The sequence below is a fragment of the Bacteriovorax sp. As-1 genome (assembly GCF_058446905.1).
Genome location: NZ_CP184341.1, coordinates 2,228,745 through 2,245,242, shown reverse-complemented (window position 1 = coordinate 2,245,242; position 16,498 = coordinate 2,228,745). Strand labels below are relative to the sequence as shown.

General features: G+C 41.8%; 22 protein-coding genes. 9 read left to right on the top strand and 13 right to left on the bottom strand.

Annotated elements, in window-relative coordinates; genetic code table 11:
- Nucleotide 1 precedes the first annotated feature (1 nt).
- Entirely contained in the window at nucleotides 2–286 is a 285-nt protein-coding gene (locus ACN20O_RS11285) for a hypothetical protein (RefSeq protein ID WP_102242400.1), read from the bottom strand.
- Nucleotides 287–529: 243 nt separating this feature from the next.
- Between ACN20O_RS11285 and ACN20O_RS11280 the strand changes: the two genes are divergently transcribed.
- Nucleotides 530–901 carry a TraR/DksA family transcriptional regulator gene (locus ACN20O_RS11280; protein ID WP_491634035.1) on the top strand — a complete coding sequence of 124 codons (372 nt, stop codon included), beginning with the start codon at nucleotides 530–532 and terminating at the stop codon, nucleotides 899–901.
- A 91-nt stretch (nucleotides 902–992) separates the two neighbouring features.
- Here the strand turns inward: ACN20O_RS11280 and ACN20O_RS11275 are convergent, their stop codons facing one another.
- Nucleotides 993–1,223: a hypothetical protein gene (locus tag ACN20O_RS11275; protein ID WP_491634034.1), complete on the bottom strand. Its 231-nt coding sequence runs from the start codon at nucleotides 1,221–1,223 to the stop codon at nucleotides 993–995.
- Between the two features lie 325 nt (nucleotides 1,224–1,548).
- On the opposite strand from ACN20O_RS11275, the gene ACN20O_RS11270 reads away from it, so the two are divergent.
- The gene (locus ACN20O_RS11270; RefSeq protein ID WP_102242396.1) at nucleotides 1,549–2,700 is read left to right on the top strand and encodes a S8 family serine peptidase; all 1,152 of its coding nucleotides are present in this window, start codon (nucleotides 1,549–1,551) and stop codon (nucleotides 2,698–2,700) included.
- On the opposite strand, the gene ACN20O_RS11265 is transcribed toward ACN20O_RS11270, so the two are convergent.
- Nucleotides 2,678–3,379 carry a hypothetical protein gene (locus ACN20O_RS11265; RefSeq protein ID WP_491634033.1) on the bottom strand — a complete coding sequence of 234 codons (702 nt, stop codon included), beginning with the start codon at nucleotides 3,377–3,379 and terminating at the stop codon, nucleotides 2,678–2,680. The two genes, ACN20O_RS11270 and ACN20O_RS11265, sit on opposite strands and share 23 nt — an antisense overlap.
- Before the next feature lie 63 nt (nucleotides 3,380–3,442).
- On the opposite strand from ACN20O_RS11265, the gene lnt reads away from it, so the two are divergent.
- On the top strand, nucleotides 3,443–5,023 hold the full coding sequence (gene lnt / locus ACN20O_RS11260) for an apolipoprotein N-acyltransferase (protein WP_491634032.1): 1,581 nt from the start codon (nucleotides 3,443–3,445) through the stop codon (nucleotides 5,021–5,023).
- On the opposite strand, the gene ACN20O_RS11255 is transcribed toward lnt, so the two are convergent.
- Complete coding sequence (locus tag ACN20O_RS11255; protein ID WP_491634031.1) at nucleotides 4,967–5,959, bottom strand: KpsF/GutQ family sugar-phosphate isomerase; 993 nt, start codon at nucleotides 5,957–5,959, stop codon at nucleotides 4,967–4,969. The genes lnt and ACN20O_RS11255 overlap by 57 nt on opposite strands.
- A gap of 108 nt (nucleotides 5,960–6,067) precedes the next feature.
- Between ACN20O_RS11255 and ACN20O_RS11250 the strand changes: the two genes are divergently transcribed.
- Nucleotides 6,068–6,586 carry a hypothetical protein gene (locus tag ACN20O_RS11250; protein ID WP_133566692.1) on the top strand — a complete coding sequence of 173 codons (519 nt, stop codon included), beginning with the start codon at nucleotides 6,068–6,070 and terminating at the stop codon, nucleotides 6,584–6,586.
- A gap of 22 nt (nucleotides 6,587–6,608) precedes the next feature.
- On the opposite strand, the gene ACN20O_RS11245 is transcribed toward ACN20O_RS11250, so the two are convergent.
- Genes ACN20O_RS11245 through ACN20O_RS11225 form a run of 5 tightly spaced genes read right to left on the bottom strand, consistent with a single transcriptional unit; the run spans nucleotide 6,609 to nucleotide 10,216 of the window.
- The gene (locus ACN20O_RS11245) at nucleotides 6,609–7,373 is read right to left on the bottom strand and encodes a HEAT repeat domain-containing protein (RefSeq protein WP_491634030.1); all 765 of its coding nucleotides are present in this window, start codon (nucleotides 7,371–7,373) and stop codon (nucleotides 6,609–6,611) included.
- 17 nt (nucleotides 7,374–7,390) lie between these two features.
- On the bottom strand, nucleotides 7,391–8,323 hold the full coding sequence (locus tag ACN20O_RS11240; protein ID WP_491634029.1) for a hypothetical protein: 933 nt from the start codon (nucleotides 8,321–8,323) through the stop codon (nucleotides 7,391–7,393).
- A gap of 43 nt (nucleotides 8,324–8,366) precedes the next feature.
- Nucleotides 8,367–9,257 carry an inositol monophosphatase family protein gene (locus ACN20O_RS11235; RefSeq protein ID WP_491634028.1) on the bottom strand — a complete coding sequence of 297 codons (891 nt, stop codon included), beginning with the start codon at nucleotides 9,255–9,257 and terminating at the stop codon, nucleotides 8,367–8,369.
- Nucleotides 9,235–9,456, bottom strand: a complete 222-nt coding sequence (locus ACN20O_RS11230) for a DNA gyrase inhibitor YacG (RefSeq protein WP_491634027.1) — start codon at nucleotides 9,454–9,456, stop codon at nucleotides 9,235–9,237. The genes ACN20O_RS11235 and ACN20O_RS11230 overlap by 23 nt, the downstream gene beginning before the upstream one ends.
- Complete coding sequence (locus ACN20O_RS11225; protein ID WP_491634026.1) at nucleotides 9,449–10,216, bottom strand: aminotransferase class IV; 768 nt, start codon at nucleotides 10,214–10,216, stop codon at nucleotides 9,449–9,451. Before ACN20O_RS11225 ends, ACN20O_RS11230 begins: the two co-directional genes overlap by 8 nt.
- Nucleotides 10,217–10,283: 67 nt before the next feature.
- Here ACN20O_RS11225 and ACN20O_RS11220 point away from each other — a divergent pair, with 67 nt between their 5' ends.
- The 3 genes from ACN20O_RS11220 to ACN20O_RS11210 are packed head-to-tail and all read left to right on the top strand — an operon-like array spanning nucleotide 10,284 to nucleotide 12,665.
- Nucleotides 10,284–11,210: a ketol-acid reductoisomerase gene (locus tag ACN20O_RS11220; RefSeq protein WP_491634025.1), complete on the top strand. Its 927-nt coding sequence runs from the start codon at nucleotides 10,284–10,286 to the stop codon at nucleotides 11,208–11,210.
- Nucleotides 11,211–11,220: 10 nt separating this feature from the next.
- Nucleotides 11,221–11,982, top strand: coding sequence for a 3-methyl-2-oxobutanoate hydroxymethyltransferase (gene panB / locus ACN20O_RS11215; RefSeq protein WP_491634024.1), 762 nt, complete (start codon nucleotides 11,221–11,223; stop codon nucleotides 11,980–11,982).
- On the top strand, nucleotides 11,979–12,665 hold the full coding sequence (locus ACN20O_RS11210; protein WP_491634023.1) for a type III pantothenate kinase: 687 nt from the start codon (nucleotides 11,979–11,981) through the stop codon (nucleotides 12,663–12,665). The genes panB and ACN20O_RS11210 overlap by 4 nt, the downstream gene beginning before the upstream one ends.
- On the opposite strand, the gene ACN20O_RS11205 is transcribed toward ACN20O_RS11210, so the two are convergent.
- On the bottom strand, nucleotides 12,577–12,873 hold the full coding sequence (locus tag ACN20O_RS11205) for a hypothetical protein (RefSeq protein ID WP_133566691.1): 297 nt from the start codon (nucleotides 12,871–12,873) through the stop codon (nucleotides 12,577–12,579). The two genes, ACN20O_RS11210 and ACN20O_RS11205, sit on opposite strands and share 89 nt — an antisense overlap.
- A gap of 133 nt (nucleotides 12,874–13,006) precedes the next feature.
- On the opposite strand from ACN20O_RS11205, the gene ACN20O_RS11200 reads away from it, so the two are divergent.
- Nucleotides 13,007–13,828 carry a tRNA threonylcarbamoyladenosine dehydratase gene (locus ACN20O_RS11200; protein WP_491634022.1) on the top strand — a complete coding sequence of 274 codons (822 nt, stop codon included), beginning with the start codon at nucleotides 13,007–13,009 and terminating at the stop codon, nucleotides 13,826–13,828.
- Nucleotides 13,829–14,237: 409 nt separating this feature from the next.
- Here the strand turns inward: ACN20O_RS11200 and ACN20O_RS11195 are convergent, their stop codons facing one another.
- The gene (locus ACN20O_RS11195; RefSeq protein ID WP_491634021.1) at nucleotides 14,238–14,813 is read right to left on the bottom strand and encodes a biotin transporter BioY; all 576 of its coding nucleotides are present in this window, start codon (nucleotides 14,811–14,813) and stop codon (nucleotides 14,238–14,240) included.
- A 107-nt stretch (nucleotides 14,814–14,920) separates the two neighbouring features.
- On the opposite strand from ACN20O_RS11195, the gene ACN20O_RS11190 reads away from it, so the two are divergent.
- A complete protein-coding gene (locus ACN20O_RS11190) occupies nucleotides 14,921–15,352 on the top strand; it encodes a MarR family winged helix-turn-helix transcriptional regulator (RefSeq protein WP_491634020.1) in 432 nt (143 codons plus the stop codon).
- On the opposite strand, the gene ACN20O_RS11185 is transcribed toward ACN20O_RS11190, so the two are convergent.
- Nucleotides 15,349–15,924: an NAD(P)H-dependent oxidoreductase gene (locus ACN20O_RS11185; protein ID WP_491634019.1), complete on the bottom strand. Its 576-nt coding sequence runs from the start codon at nucleotides 15,922–15,924 to the stop codon at nucleotides 15,349–15,351. The genes ACN20O_RS11190 and ACN20O_RS11185 overlap by 4 nt on opposite strands.
- Nucleotides 15,921–16,427 carry a pantetheine-phosphate adenylyltransferase gene (gene coaD / locus ACN20O_RS11180; RefSeq protein WP_491634018.1) on the bottom strand — a complete coding sequence of 169 codons (507 nt, stop codon included), beginning with the start codon at nucleotides 16,425–16,427 and terminating at the stop codon, nucleotides 15,921–15,923. The genes ACN20O_RS11185 and coaD overlap by 4 nt, the downstream gene beginning before the upstream one ends.
- Nucleotides 16,428–16,498: the final 71 nt, after the last annotated feature.

The following is a 16,498-nucleotide window of genomic DNA, read 5'->3' as shown; positions in this document are numbered from 1 at the left end:
TTTAGTTTTGAGCAAGTAAAGTTCTGCGAGCGTAGTCTCTTACCAGCATGTCTTTATCGCTTGCTAGTCTTTGCAGTGTCGTCACAGGTGTCAGAGGGTTCTTTGCCACTTCGTGACGAACAGTGATTGATACATGGCGAGTGAGAATATCAAGGATGCGCGGGCTCACGTTTTTTGACTTTGCCAGTTCCAGGGCCACTCCCGGCTTGTCTTCTTTTAGAAATTGAAACATTTTTTCTTCGTCACGGCATTCACGCACTAGCGCCAGATACTCTTCAGCAAACATATAAATCGTCCTCTCTATAGATTTCCCCAATAATAATGGCTCCCCAAAACCTTGTAAACTTTTTTGACAAAATGGCGCCTAAACTTGTCGATTATTCAGTCAAAACTCAGGGCCAGATGAAAGGTAATGGTAGTTTTTTCCCTTGTGTCAAATTCAGAAAACAAGGTAAACTATTTGGTAAGTTTCTTCTGGCGCACACGTCAGACCGAGTTTCTAAGGATTGCTAGTTTAAACGAGGAATGTATGGACAAAGCTAAGATGGAAAAATTCAAAGAACTACTTCTTCAGGCGAAGATGAAGATCATGAACGGTGGTATTCTACGTAGTACAGAAGACCTGACTGTTTCTTCAGACGACCTATCTGACGAAGCTGACCTGGCCACATCGGTCATCAATCAACAAGTAACATTTAATATGCGCCAAAGAGAGCTGGTAAAGCTTAAGGCCATTGATGAAGCCCTTTATAAGATCGAGCAGAACGTTTACGGTCACTGCGAAGAGTGTGATGAGGCCATCGGTGAAAAACGCCTGGAAAACCAACCGTGGACAAATCTGTGTATCACTCACGCTGAAGAACAAGAAAGAGAAAACCAAAAATTTATCAAAGCTATCTAATCACATTTCTCTCACAACAAGATCTAAATAGAAAAAGCCTCCAATTGGAGGCTTTTTTATTGATACCGGGCAAGCAGTGCTGAGGGGGGAATCAGCACCAGTTGCTCGATCTCGCAATGTATTTACCGCGGGACTTCTTCCCTTTTTGAGGTTCAGCTGGTGCCTCGTTGGGCTCCACTGGATGACGCATGTCTGGCTTTCTGTCGATAATGCTTTGCTTGGCTTCTCTGGCATCGCTGCTTAGGTCGCGATTTTCACATGAAAAAAGCGCTAAACTGACGAACATAAAGACGAGATAAAATCTAAGTAATCCATTTTTCATACAGTGACCTCTACATCCTTGAGGGGGTGGCCCCACTTTGGGCCTCTTACCAATATATAGAGCAATCTGCTTGCCACTTATTTAGTGTCATTTTTTCACCCTTTCACAAAATTTTTAGAACCTGGTCTAGGATCAAAACAGGAATCATCACTAAAAATGTGTTTAAACTTTTTACAGCTCACTAGTTTTTTATCAACTCTTTGATCACTTTGAACCTTAACCCCCTAGATTATTAGGGGAACTCCTTGGCAAGAAGCTTGCTTTTTATGGGGGAGAACCAATTAGGCCAGAATGAACCTTGGCCGGATCGAATTAAGGGATTAGTATGAAGAATCAAATGAAGAAGATGATCACCAGACTTGTTGTACTTAATGTAGTGGCAACAATCTCGTTTGGTGCATGGTCACAGACTGCCAACATTCAGGGAAATCTTCCAAGAGTTCAATCTCAAAAGATGGAAGAGAAGTCTTATTTTGATCCACGTGATTTAACTTCTAGTTATGTAAGCTGGGGAGTTAATCCAGAAAATCCATCGAGCATTAATCTTCTAGAAGCCTGGAAGAAATTTAAGAAGAAAAAGGAAATCGTCGTTGCTGTAGTTGATACTGGTATCGACCCGATCCACCCTTTCCTTGAAAAGAACATTTTCGTAGAAAATGGAAAAGTTGATGAGAACAACTTCGGTGTCGACTTCTCTAAAGATAAAAAACTAAAAGGTGCTCCACTTGATCAACACGGACACGGAACTCACGTATCTGGGATCATTAAGAGTATCTACCCAGACGTTAAAATCCTTGCTCTAAAATACTACAACCCAAACGCTTCAGGACTTGATAACCTGAACTCTACGGTTGAAGCTCTTAAATACGCTGTAGACAACAACGTTGATGTTATCAACTATTCTGGTGGTGGACCTGAGGCCGCAGTAGAAGAACTGCGCATCCTTAAAGAAGCTGAAAGAAAAGGAATCCTGGTTGTTGCAGCAGCTGGTAACGAAGAGTCTAACATTGACGATAGAAAGAAAGCTTACTTCCCGGCAAGCTACGGACTGAAAAATATCATTACTGTAACGGCCCACGATGAAGACTTAAGAATCCTTAGCTCTTCAAACTACGGACGTTCGAGTGTAGATATCTTTGCTCCAGGTTACCGTATTAAATCTTCTCTACAAAACGGACGTGCAGGATACTTAACTGGTACTTCTCAAGCAACAGCATTCGTAACAGGTGTAGCTGCTTTAATTAAGTCTCAGTTCCCTAACCTTCCGACTGAAAAAATTAAGGAAATCATCAAAGCTTCTGCTAAAAAAGAAGTAACGATGGAAGGAAAATGCGCAACAGGTGGACGTCTTGATGCTTCAGCTGCGATCACTCTTGCTGCTCAATACGAAGACACTCCAAACCGTCAGCTAGCTAACGACTCTAAGTCTCAGGCTAAAAAAGAAGAAGGGAAAATTATCTACCGACTTGCGAACTAATCACACCATAATAAGCGACGGCCATTGCAACCACAGTGGCCGCGATTATAAACGTCTTAAAAATCCTGTCCACTTTCAAACCAAACCAACGATGATTTAAAAAGCGCACACTCCACGAAGCTTCAAGCTTATTTTCTTTTTTCGTTTCATTTAAATACAAAAGCAATTGTTCAGATAAAAGAGAACCGGTCTCAAATGAGCTGCCTTCAATTTTTTGCTGAAGAAGCACTGGGCTCGTCCCATAACGAAGAAGCTCATCCATAAGTTCCATGATTTCGACATAAAAAAGCCTGCGGTTTTTTGTATCCATGGCCTCTTCATCACCAAAGGCCTCTAACAAATCATCAAAGCGCTTCATCAGTTTTCTGACGTAGCTTTTGGCTTCATTGCCAGTCTTGTTTTCAAAAACCGGGAAATACTTAATGAAAGTTGAGAAACTCTCGTAGTAGCGCTCTTTAAAACCATAAAGGCTTTTAGCGCTAAACGGATCTCCGATCGGATGATAAAGGAGTGAGCGCCCACATGCTTCGCAGTTTGTATCGGTTAAATAAACCGACTGGCAATTCGGGCAGCGCTTAACTGGTTTGTAAGCTGCTTCTGGGATGGATGAACGAAGGCCCTCAAAATAATCGAGAGACTCTCCCTTTCCTGGAGTTATTCTAGAAACATCATTGTTCATAATAAAATTCTAAAGTGAGAGTCTCTCATTGGCAAATAATCTGAATAAAACTAGTATCTCTTTATGCCAATTTTATTAAAATACCGAACAATTATCGTCTGTCTCCTGGCCGGAATGCTTTATGCTTTGGGCTTCCCACTTTTTAACGGCTCATCGCTGTTTATTGCTCCGATCATCGGATTTGCTCTTTTTAACTGGGCCCTGGATCAGGAAACATCTCTCAAAAAACAATTTGTTTTAAGTTTAGCCTACTCACTTGGTTTTTACCTACTTGGTTTCTACTGGATCCCGCATACTCTTAAAGAGTTCGGCGGTCTCTTCTTTCCTTTAAACTATCTGCTTGGCCTGGTATTTTCATTTGTCATCATTCCCCAAGTCTACTGTTATGTCGTTTTAAAAAACAAAATCAAACACCCGCTTTTTCTTGCCGTAGGGTATGTTCTACTCGAGCGCTTTGTGCCTCAGCAATTCCCGGCGCACTTAGGGCATTCGTTTCTTTCATTGGCTCCGACAGTGAAACTGGTCTTTGCACCATGGGCAGGAGCTGCTTTTTATTCATTCTTCACGGCCCTTTTATCTCTGGCGCTGGTAGAGCACTTTAAAACCAAACAAAAACCTAAACTCTACTACGGATTTGTTTTAGTTGTGATTGTGCTTCACTTGCCTTTTTTATACCCGAGCAGTGCCAAGGAATTAAGCACGCTAAAAATCCGCATGGTCCAACCCAACATCGGAAACTTTCTTAAAATTGATTCTGAACGCGGAAGTGTTAACTCAATCAAGAGTGTCTACGACAGCTATTACTTTCTAAGCACTGATAAACTTCCAGAAAAAACAGATTTAGTCATCTGGCCCGAAACAGCGTTCCCGACTCTCTTCTTAAGTGAAGGGATGAAAAATAATAAAAACTTCCCACCTCCGTCAGTGATCGACAGCATTATCGAAAAAACAGGAGCTGAACTTTTTATTGGTGGTTACGATTCAAGTCTTAAGCCAGGCGAGCAAAATTACAAAAGCGACTACAACTCTGCTTTTCTTTTTAGCAGCGATAGATACATGAAAGAAGTCTATCACAAAATGCGCCTGATCCCTTTTGGTGAAGGGCTTCCTTTTGGGCCACTTAATCAGTACCTAAGTGGTATCATTACTAACATCTCTTACTTTGCTGAAGGTGACACTTATACTGGTTTTAAAACCAGAGACAATCATAGTTTTGTTTCAGTTATTTGTTACGAAATTCTATTCCCTGATTTTGTCTCTGATATGCTTAACCATCAAAAGGAAGAAGCTCAGTTCTTAATCAACCTGACTAATGATTCATGGTATGGCGACACCGCGGAACCTCATCAGCACTTATTCTTAAGTAAATGGCGTGCACTTGAATTCAACCTGCCGATTATCAGGTCAACGAATACGGGAATTTCAACGGTCATTTATCCTGATGGAAGCGAGAGCCCTCGTTTATCATTGGGTGAAAAAACGTATCTCGATCACGACTTTTCTTTTGTTAAAAGAGAAAAAACACTCTTTCAAACTTTTGGTCTGTTGAGCTTTCTTGCGATCGCACTGGTTTTAGGATTAGTAGAATTAGCCCTTAAGAGAAAAACCTTCTTTCAAGAGATCATGAAGACGAATAAAGCCTAAAAACTTTTTCCCTTCTAAGACCGGCAGTATTTGAAATGACCTTGTCTTCGATTCCATAAGCTCCAGAGCTTCAAAAGCTAATTGATCCGGGTGAATACTAGTTGGAGTCCTATTCATGATGGACTCTACACTTGTTTGCAGCCCTTGGTTTTCGCGAGTAAATGTTCGTCTTATATCGCCTTCAACCAGAATGCCTTTAAACTCTCCATTATCGACAACTGCACAGCCTCCCACTGGAAACTTAGTCATCATAAGAATAGCGTCCTGAAGTGTCTGTGTGCTCTTTAAAACCGGGCACTGGTCTTCTTTGATAGTCAGGTCTCGCACTTTCATGCGCAGAGATTTACCAAGGATTCCTCCCGGATGATTAACGGCAAAACCTTCTTTTGAAAGACCTATGTATTTTTCAAAAAGCACGGCCATGGCGTCGCCCATTGCCAGCGCCAGTGTTGAACTCGTCGTTGGTGCCTGGTTGTTGATGCAGGCTTCTTTTTCTACCGAACAATCAAAAATAATGTCACAGTACTCTGAAATAGGAGAAGGCACTTTTCCCACAAGAGCGATGCGGTGGCTTTTTGGGATTTGTAAAAATGGCATAAGCTTTAAGACTTCTTCTGTAGTTCCTGATTTACTTAAAAGGACGATGGCATCGTTTTTCCCTACTCGTCCCAGGTCTCCGTGAAGAGCTTCTGTCGGGTGAAGGAAAAGGGCCGGAAGACCAAGAGAAGTAAAAGTGGCAGCACACTTTTGAGCGATAATGCCGGACTTTCCTACTCCACAAAAAATAATCGACGAACCTGTCGCTCTCAATTGATCAAACAAGCTGGTTAGTTTATCTGCATCTTTTGAATGATTCTTTTCTAAAATTTCAGCGGCCCTAAGAAGCGATTCTGCTTCTAATTTAAGAACATCCGCCATGGTTTTTGAGTGGGTCATACTTTCCCTTTTAAGTGAAAATCTTGAAACTACTGGGTCTTACGTTACAATATTAAGAAGATGATAAAAAGTTTTTCAAACAATTTAAAGCAAAGATTACCAAAGATCATGGCACAGACCATTGTAGTCACAGCTATTTTGTTTGGGACTTACAGCTGTTCTTCTTATGAGAATTTCAAGGAAGTCACTGAAGATCTTGAAATTCCAAGTCAAGTCTACCGTGCCGACTACAACAAGGTCTGGCAAGAGGTGATGAAGCTCACTAATAAATACGCCAGAGAAGTTTACAACCAGGATGCCGGAGTCATTAAAACCCGCTGGATCGACAACACTCTTGAGCTAAACTTCGCCGACTCTTTCGGGTCAAGTGACTCTGTAAAAAGAGCGGAATTCAAACTGATCATCAACGTCGTCAAAGGTTATCGTGGAACAAAAGAAGTGGCGAAGGTCACAGTCTTTAAACGCCAGAGAGTTGAGCAGGATTTCCTGCAAGGCTGGAAGATTATCAGAACTGACGGAATCTTAGAAAAATCTATCCTCTATCGTCTTGAAAGAGCCCTGGCCATCGAAGCCAAGCTTCAAGAAATCGAAGATAAGAAAACAAAAGAAGCCGAAAAGAACTTCTAAGTTTCCTAAAAAAATATCTAAATTAGATTGTTGTATTCAAGGCCATACGTTGCCAGAAGATTCTCTTCTTGCTCATGTCCCCATTAGGTGATTTCTGTCCAGTAATCTTTGCAAGACTTGCATCCATCTCCGGGAAGATATCGTTGTAGCGTTCTTTTTGAATCATCTTTAGAAGTGGCTGGCGAGCTTTCTCAAACTTCAGCTCCCCTACTGTTGAGATAACTGACTTGATGATATTTGAACGTTTTGCCTTAAGAGCTTTCCCGTTCATTGTTGGCTGATAGTAATTTTTCTTATCGTATAACATTGCCCATACTTGTGGAGCGGCGTCTACCGTCTTAAGTGTCCTGATGTTATCCAGGGCCTGAGCGCGAACGATGAATGAATCATCTTTTAAAAGGCTCGCGTATTGTTGTGAGTACCCTCGTTGTTTTAGAGCAAGCATCGTCTTTAAGCTGGCCATTCTCATAACCCAGTGAGGGTGCTTTAAAAATTTTGAAAGGAAAGGAGCTGACTTATCACCCATGATTTGTCCCAGTAGGAACGTCGCCATCCAGCGGTTTTTATCCGGGTACTTTCCGTTTTTCATAACTTCAATCAAGGCTGCAACAGATTCTCCACCGTGCTTAAGAGTTTCACTCTTAAGGCTCGCCATTTGAGTCTTGTCGTTATTAAGCATATATCGTTGAAGAAGAGCATTTTTTACATCTGAATTATTAATCGCTGCTTGTGCATAAGCAGAAAAAGTCAGAGACAGAAGACAGATAATACGAGCTACATTCTTCATCAAAAACTCCCGCGGGATTATCCCAGCATTTTTTCAAATTCAGATAACAGTTCTTCTGCAGATTTCTGCTCCCCTTCTTCCTGAGGAACGTCTTCAAGAGGGATATCCATAACCTGAGGAGCTTTTTCAGCAGCAGGTGCTGGTTTGCTATCAGCAATGGCCTGGGCCATAGCTGCTTCTAAATCTTCTACTTCTTCCATTGCAGGTGGTGGTGCTACTGGAGCAGCCGCAGTTGCTGGAGCTGGAGCTCCTTTTCTTAAGGCCTGAAGCTCAGCTTTAAGTTGGTCATTTTCCTGCTGAAGACGCTTCAAGTTTGCCAGGTCTTCTTCGATAATGGCGTATTCTTTTAAGCGCTCACGGATTTCATTTCTTTCACTTGTAACAGAGGCCAGCTCTTTTTGAAGACCAGCGTCTCCACCAGCTTTTGTCATCGCTTCTGCTAATTGCGCCTCTAGGTCTCTCACTCTTTGTTGAGCTGTCCCTAAGTCTTTTTTCAGGATTTCAGTTTCAGCGCCCAGACCTTTTCCTGCAGAAAGCTCCTGGATAGTTCTCTCGAGGTCAACGATTTGTCTCTGACGGTCGCTTAGTTTTTGGGTAAGTGCCGCGATCTCTGCATTTTTTTGTGTCACTTCTTCAGCACCGGCACCAATACCGATATTCATTGAAGAGGGAAGATCCCCTACTGGCACAACAGAAGGAACGCCGTTGCCCATATCAAGGCCACCGCCTCTAAAAAGAGATGATTTAAGTGAATTAGAATTCTGGATAATTGAATCTAAATAATTTTTTACAACACTCGCTGGGATTTCGTGTGAGAGCTGATGAAACTTTTTGCGGTTGTAAAACCAATAGATAATAATCGCCACCATCGTCAGCAGTAATAGCAAACTAAACACTGTGATGGTTTCATCAGTAAATTTGGTGAGAATCAAACGTATTGTTTCTGTCACGGTCCCTTCCTAGGATTTAATCTCTAATCGCATCTATATGGAATTATAATCTGTTCCCAAATAAAGACAACATTTCCTTGTGTAAAGGAGCTCTTGCCGCTGCGATTGTCGCTTGGAAAGGATGGAATTTCTGACCGTCATAATCAGTTACTAAAACACCGGCCTCAAGACAGATTAATCCGGCAGCAGAAACATCCCATGCCGCCAATCCTCTCTCCCAAAAACAGTCAAATACTCCGCGGGCCACATAACATAAATCCAGGGCCGCACTTCCCATTCGTCTGATACCACGGCTTTTGCCCATGAGTTTTTTGAACAGGTCAAATTCCTGATCAAAGACCGGGCCTTTTTCTGTGGCAAATCCAGTAACTAATAACGAGTCACTCAGTGTTTTTTTCGTCGATGTCTTTTTTAAGCTGATAGGTTTGGATTTCTTTTTGAAGTCTTTTGAAAAGTTGATCAATTTTGTTCCCTTGCCTTTGATGGCATAAAAACAATCTCCGTTAGTCGGTCTGATCACCACTCCGACTACCGGCTCTCCGAAATGAACCAGAGAAATGCAGACTCCGTAATAATCGAGTCCGTTTAAAAAATTATTTGTCCCATCCAGAGGATCGATAATCCACACCCAGTCTTTTTCTTTCAGAAATTTATAGCGATTCATCTCGCCCATATATTCTTTATAGGCGCTCTCTTCTGCCAGGATAAAATGATCCGGGTATTTTTTCATGATCCCATCAATCACCAGTTTTTCCGATTCAACATCGGCGTTGCTGGCAATTCCCTGGGCCACTTTCGTTGTGATTTTTAAGCTGGATAGTTTTTTTTGTTTTTCCAAAAGAAGTTTTGAAGCCTTGACTCCAAGATCCATCGCCAGTTTAAGTGCTTCTTCTTTTTTAACAACTGCTTTTTTATTTTTCGTATTCGCTTTCATTTCTTTCATCGCTATCCTGATCGATTGATTGTTCCTCTTCCATGACGACATCTTTTGTCGGGACTGTATACGTTTCCTGGAACCAGTGTCCGAGGTCAATCTGCTGACATCTCTTTGAGCAGAAAGGACGAAACTCTGATTCGTAATAAGTAAAAGCAGTATCACACTGTGGGCATTTAACTTTTAGCAGTTTATTCATACCTTTCTCCGAATCGGCCGAATTTAAGGCACGTAGTCTGGTAAAGATTTTTCTCTCTCACAAAATTGATCTTTTCATATTGATCAACCAAACGAATGCCTTGTATGGCATTAGTTAACCAAATTTCCCTGGAGCTTTCAAGCTCACTTTTAGAAATGTCGGATTCAATCACATGAAAGTCTTCGCGTTTTAAGTATTCAATTAATTTCTTGCGGGTCACACCGTCCAATACCATAGAGGAAAGCTTAGGTGTCAGGACCGTTTTATCATCCACCCAGACAAAAACATTCGAAGTACTCGCCTCTGTTAAGTTTCCCTGATGATCGAAAAAAATGACATCGTCACATTTTCTTTTTAAGGCCTCTTTAAGTTCCAGATCAGCCACTAAATAGTTGGGAGATTTAACAAACGAGGGCACGAGGCTTTGGGCCTTGATTGATGTGGCATTTCCCAAATTTAAATAAGGATTTTTTGGTGCATGGGGCTTCTTGGTAAAAAGCAAAGTATCCCCAGCGATACTAAGACGAAAATAATGTGCCGGGACAAATTCAGCTTGTAAAAAAGCTTCAATTTCTCCCCTAAAATTCATCCAATTTGCCTTAGGAAATAAGTGATCTGCGCCTTTTAGCAATCGGTTTAAATGCTCGTTTAAAAAGACAAACTGCTCTTGCCCTGAAAGAAAAGAAGTGAAGGTCCAAACCCCGCGGTTTAGCTCTTCTGACTGATAAAATGGAATGGAATCTTGCGATATTATTTTCAATGAAATGCTAGCCTCTTTCTTCCTAAGAGTGTAGCTTTATTCATGAAGATCTGACAAAGGAAAGTTTATGGAGTCTCTAAAATCCAGCGTGACAATCGTCGGTTTTGGCTCGCAAGCAAAAGCATGGGCATTGAACCTCAAAGATTCAAAGCAGAGCTTAAAAATTGCTTTAAACAAAGGAAGTAAATCGCGCGCTCTTGCCGAGCAAATGGGTTTTCAAATTATTGATCTGGAAAGTGACGCTTTGAAAAACGAGCGCCTGCTTGTGATGCTGATCCCTGATGATCAACAGCTAAGCTTCCTGCAAAAAAATCAATCCTACTTAGCACCCGGGGCCCATTTAATTTATGCTCACGGTTTCAGTGTTTCAAAGTTTGATTTGAAGAAAGCATATCCAAACATTCATCACTCACTACTCGCTCCAAAGGCGATTGCCAGTGAAGTACGATACCAGTACGAGATCAAAGGAAAAATCGGTGCTGCTTATTGTGCCGACTCAGCGGCCCTTGAAGCAGACCTGCGCATGATTGCTAAAGCAGCAGGCTTCACTGCTCTTTACAAAAGTAACTTCGATGAAGAGTGCGCTGCTGATTTATTTTCTGAGCAGTCATTCCTTTGCTCGATTCTTCCCTACGTCGCTTTAAAATCTTTCAACACTCTTAGAAAAAACGGCATCTCTCAGGAAGTCGCTTTTATGGAATGTTTTTTAGAGTTGAAATCAATCTCTCAGGCCATCGTGACATTAGGACCTGAAGCTTTTTTCAACCTGATTTCTCCCAATGCTCTTTTAGGCTCACTAAAAGGCAAAGAACTTCTTCTAGGCGAAGAGTTCGAAAAAGGTCTGGAGAAAATCATGAAAGATATCAACGACCGCACTTTCTACAAAGAGGTAGAGGGATACACCGACGAACTAAGAGCTAAAGTAACCAAAGACTGGGAAAATGAAGAACTCTCTCAGGTTTATAAAAGATTAAAAGCTGATCTTATCAATTAGTGAGATAAATATGAAATTAGACACCAGAAAAATCCGCGCCTTTAAAAAGAAAACAGCAAAACGCACTCTGCAGATGCTGACTTGTTACGATTATCAAATGGCCCAGTTGATGAATGAAACGAGCCTTGATCTTCTTTTAATCGGCGACAGTGTAGGAAATGTTGTTTTAGGTTACGACCACACCATTCAGGTCGACACTGAAACGATGATCACGTTCTCCAAAGCTGTTAAACGTGGAGCCCCTGAAAAATTTGTCGTCGCCGATCTTCCCTTTGGAAGCTACGCTACGATGGAGCTTGGTGTGCAAAACGCCATTAAACTTTTTCAGCAATCGGGAGTTGAAGCTCTAAAACTTGAAGGTGCCTTCCCTTTTATTCTGGAAATTATCGAGCGCCTGACTCATATCGGGATTCCTGTTATGGGGCACATCGGCCTGACTCCTCAGTCTGTACACGAACAAGGCGGATACTACACTCACGGAAAAGACACGGCTTCTCAAACTCGTTTAATGAAAGAAGCTCAGGCGCTTGAAGCTGCCGGATGCTTCTGTGTTGTTTTAGAATTTGTTGAAGAGTCTTTGTCGAAAAAAATCACAGATAAATTAAAAATCCCAACAATTGGTATCGGTTCAGGCAAACACACGGATGGGCAAGTTCTAGTCGTGAACGATCTGCTTCACAACGGAAAAAAAGATCCGCCTAAATTCTGCAAGCCAATCGGCAACCTGTACGAATACAAAATGAAACTGATCAACGAGTACTTAAAAGCATGAGATTAGTTACGATCGATAACGGCAATACGAATCCGACAGTCGCCATTCATGACAATGGTGTGATGCAGAGTCTTGTGCCTCTCGATCAGTACACTCCTGTTGCTTCTGATTTTATTTTGATCTCCAGCGTGGGCAAAAGCTTATCTATTAAGCCAAGCTTCGACTTAAAAACAAAAAGAACAAAAACGCATTTCTTCGATATGAAAGTGGACTATAGCGAAACATTGGGTGAAGACCGCATGGTTGCCGCTTATGGCGTTTACAAAAAACTTAAACCCAATGAAAAAGTCCTGGTGATTGACGCCGGAACTTTTATCACTTGCGACCTCGTGACTAACGATGGTTTCCAGGGTGGATATATCTTTCCGGGACTAAACCGCTTCTTAAAAACTTATTCCGACAGCGCTCAGCTGCCACATTTAAAAGCAGACCAGTTGTTTAAAGGTAATGAAGAACTCCCTCACACGACGGATGAAGCGATTTTAAAAGCAACAGAAATCTATGTGAAAGCTGTGATTTTAGAGGTCATAAAAAAAACTTCCCCCGGAAAAGTAATCTTCGCCGGGGGAAGTGCGGATGAATTAAGAAAAGTTCTTAGTTTAAAAGTTCCTGCTGATTTAGATCGTCACTTAGTACATTCAGCACTGTCGTTGATCCATCAATCTCATCTGAGCCAAGGGTAGCTTTTAAAGAGTCCGGGATTTCCACCGCACGGTATTTTTTCCCGTTAGATGTTCTAATCCAGTAACCCATTACCAGTTTCTCTTCCACTACCATACGGATAGGCTTAAGGCTGATGATGTGATCAAGGTTGATTAGTAATGTTTCAAAAATGTTGTCGACTGACTGGCCATCTTTTGGCGAAACAATCTTAAATCTCTCTAATGCCATAAAATCCTCTAAAAAAATGTGTGATGCCTGAGTATAGAGCAACCAGCATGGCTTAATAGCCCCTTTGTAATTTTTATACTTGTTTAGGCCCTTCCCCCTTGGAAAAACTCCATAAAATAGGTATAAATCGCCCATGACAATTGATTTAACCCCATCACAAGTCACAACCGACTACAACCAGCGCTTTGGCGGGATCGCCAGGCTCTATGGTGTCGAAGGGCTTAAAAACCTGATGAGGGCCCGCGTCCTGGTCGTAGGATTAGGGGGCGTAGGTTCATGGGCGGCCGAATCCCTGGCCCGCTCGGGTGTAGGTTATATCACTCTGGTAGACCTGGACGACGTCTGTATCACTAATACTAACCGTCAGCTTCCAGCAATGAGCGGCCAGTATGGGAAACTTAAAATCCACGTTATGCGCGATCGCATTTTGGCCATTAACCCTGATTGCCATGTCCATTTAATTGAAGATTTTTTTACGGAGTCTACTGCTGAAGCTATTCTCGATGCGCCTTACGACTTTGTGATTGATGCTATTGATAGTTTAAAAAATAAATCTCTGCTTATATCTAAGTGCCACCAAAGAAAAATCCCAGTGATTATCACTGGGGGGGCCGCAGGAAAAGTTGACCCGACAAAAGTCACGCTGGCGGATTTAGGTTCCAGCAAAAATGACTCTCTTCTTTTCAGATTGAGAAAAAAACTACGCCGCGATTTCGACTTTCCAGCTGGAACAAAAACCAGCAACCTGAAGCCGCAGAAATTTAAAATGATGTGTGTTTTTTCACCTGAAGACACTATCTATCCGACAGCAGAAGGTGGTACTTGCAATATTCCCGACCCAGAAACGAATCTCAAGCTAGATTGTGAATCAGGCATGGGCTCAGTCTCTCATATTACGGCCTTATTCGGACTTATGGCCGCCGGTCACGCAGTCAACACCATTGCCCGCAAGTAACTAAAGTTATTTAGCAAACCGACCTGAAAGTTCAAAGTGAAAACAACCCTAACTCTGCTCCTATTCACCATCTCTTTTTCCGAAGCATTCGCCAAATGCAACAGCTAAGCTATCGGCTACCGCAAAGAAACTGGCTTTGGTATCTCTCTTGGTGGAGGTTCAAGCAGCGCGGGCTTCTACGATAAAAATACGGTCAACGTCCCCGTCTCAGTCAATGGCGAGCAGGCCTGCTTTAAAAAAGTAAATGCCTCTGCCATGAAGAGCGAATAGAAAAAAGAAAAGGCAGAAGAAAACAATATATTTTTGTGGAGAAAAACCCACAAAGGCTGCAGCAATGCATTTGCCGAAACCATGAAGAACTATCAATTAGAAAACTACCTGGCTAATGACTCGCTCAAAGATTACAAAGTTAAAAAGAAGTGGTTTTCGGACGACTTAGTTTTCGAGTGGTAATTCCTGCGGCCAGCAGATTCTTTAATAAATCCCCAGGCAAAAACGGCAGTACTCCAGCGATCAACAATTTTTCTGTTGGAATGAAAAACAATAATCCAAAGACACCAAAAGAAAAAGTAATCGCACTTCCGATGTAGCAGGCAAAAAGAGCTTTCCAAAAACTTTCAGTCCATCCCCTGTCACTTAATTTTCCAACCACCCAAGAGGCGATGAACATTCCACCGAGATACCCCATCGTAGGCCCGATCAAGAAACCAGAAGCTCCGCCTGCAAAGACAGGTGCTCCTAAAAAACCAATTCCCAGGTAAGCAGCAAAAACTGAAAAAGATAAACGGCTTCCCCAAAGAAGAGCTAATAAGGCCACACCAAATGTCTGCCCAGTAATCGGAACGGGCGTCCATGGTAGAACGAATTTAAGCTGAGCAAGTGCGCTCAGCATTCCCAATCCTAATAGAAAAGAAATGACGGTGGCCTTTGTCTTTTCCGGGAATTTTATAATAAGTTCGGGAACCAAGGCCTTTGATGTCTGCATATTTTTCTCCTGTGTTCACAATTATTAGGAAATCTTCCAATGAAAAACAATTGCAAAACATCATCAACTGACATAGTTTATTGCTAAACTATTTACTGCTAAACAATATGAAAAAGCCTAAGCTACAAAAATTCATTACTGAAAGTGCTACGATTTCATTGATTTCCAACGGTATGCGACTGCAAAAAGAAATGAATCTTGGTCTTAAAGAGTTTGATCTCAATCTCAACCAGGCATTGATCTTATTGGCGATCTTTTTTGAACCAGAAAAGACAATCCGCTTTAATGAACTCTCGGGAATTATCCCGACAACTAAGGGCAATATCAGCCATTGCACTTCTTTTCTGGAAGAGAGAAAGTTCATTTCCCGTGAAATGGTAGACAATGATTTAAGAGGTTATGCTTATAGTTTAACAGCAAAAGGAAATAAGCTTTCGTTATCGTTAATTAAGTTTTTTGATGCAATTGAAAATAACTGCGACAACAAATTCTCGCAGGCAAAGATTAAAGAATTTATTGGAATGGCAGAACGTCTTTAGTTTTCGTCTAGCCCTGCTCTAAAGGCCTTATAGATAATCCCCTCAATGCGCTTTTCGCTCGCATCTTTGATTGATCCAAAACTCATGACTTCAACCGGGCTCACTCCACAAAATTCCAGCACCGCTTTTTTCATCATGTTGACGGCGGGGTGAAAGTACGTCAGGTATAACCACCAGACGGGAGCATCACTCGTTACGATTAAACGTGCACTTTTCCCAGTGAGAAGCTTGTCCCAATTGTGAGAATTCTCGCGGTATTTAAAAGCAAATCCAGGTAAAAAAGCGCGGTCTAAAAAACCTTTAAGAAGTGCCGGAGCCCCACCCCACCAGACCGGAAAAACGATCACGATGTGCGTGGCCCATTTTACTTTTTTTTGAGCTTCGATTAAATCAGGTTCCAGGTTTTGAACTACCCTGTAGCCATTTTTTAAATTGGGATTGAAATTTAAGTCAGAGAGATTGATTCGCTCTATCTCTCCCCCTTTTTCTTTTGCGCCTTTTTCATAGCTGTCTGCAATCGCGGCACACAGTGATTTTTTATCAGGGTGACCTAAAATAATCAGCGTTCTCATTTGATCGCTTTATCTCCGTGAAGTTTATGCAGAATTTTTTTAGCAATTGAAGGCATGACGTATTGATCGATGCGCTCATTTAATTGGGCCAGTTCTCTAATTAAGCTTGAAGAGATTGTTGCAAAGTGAGGTTTAGCGAAAAGACAGATGGTCTCGATGTCTTTGCTGATTCCGCGGTTACCGACAGAGAGTTCAAGTTCCATTTGATAGTCAGAAGAGTTTCGGAGTCCTCTGAGTAAAAACTGGGCCTTTTTATCTTCTGCAAAGCGAGCAATCGTCCCCTCGTGCGAGACAATAGTGACGTTTTTTAGTTTATAGTAATCTACGTAAGCCTGCATCATTTCCAATCGTTCTTCAACTGTGAACATGTAAGCTTTTTTAGGGTTCGTCGCAGCAACCCAGTAAAGGTGGTCGAAATGAGTGGCCGCCCTCATCATGATATCGGCGTGTCCCCATGTTGGCGGGTTAGCGCTAATTGGGTAGACGATAATTTTCTCATTCATAAAAGCTCCAGGGAATGTACAAACTTTCCCCTATTATACACTTTGATAAAAAGCATTCCTAGTGTTAAAAT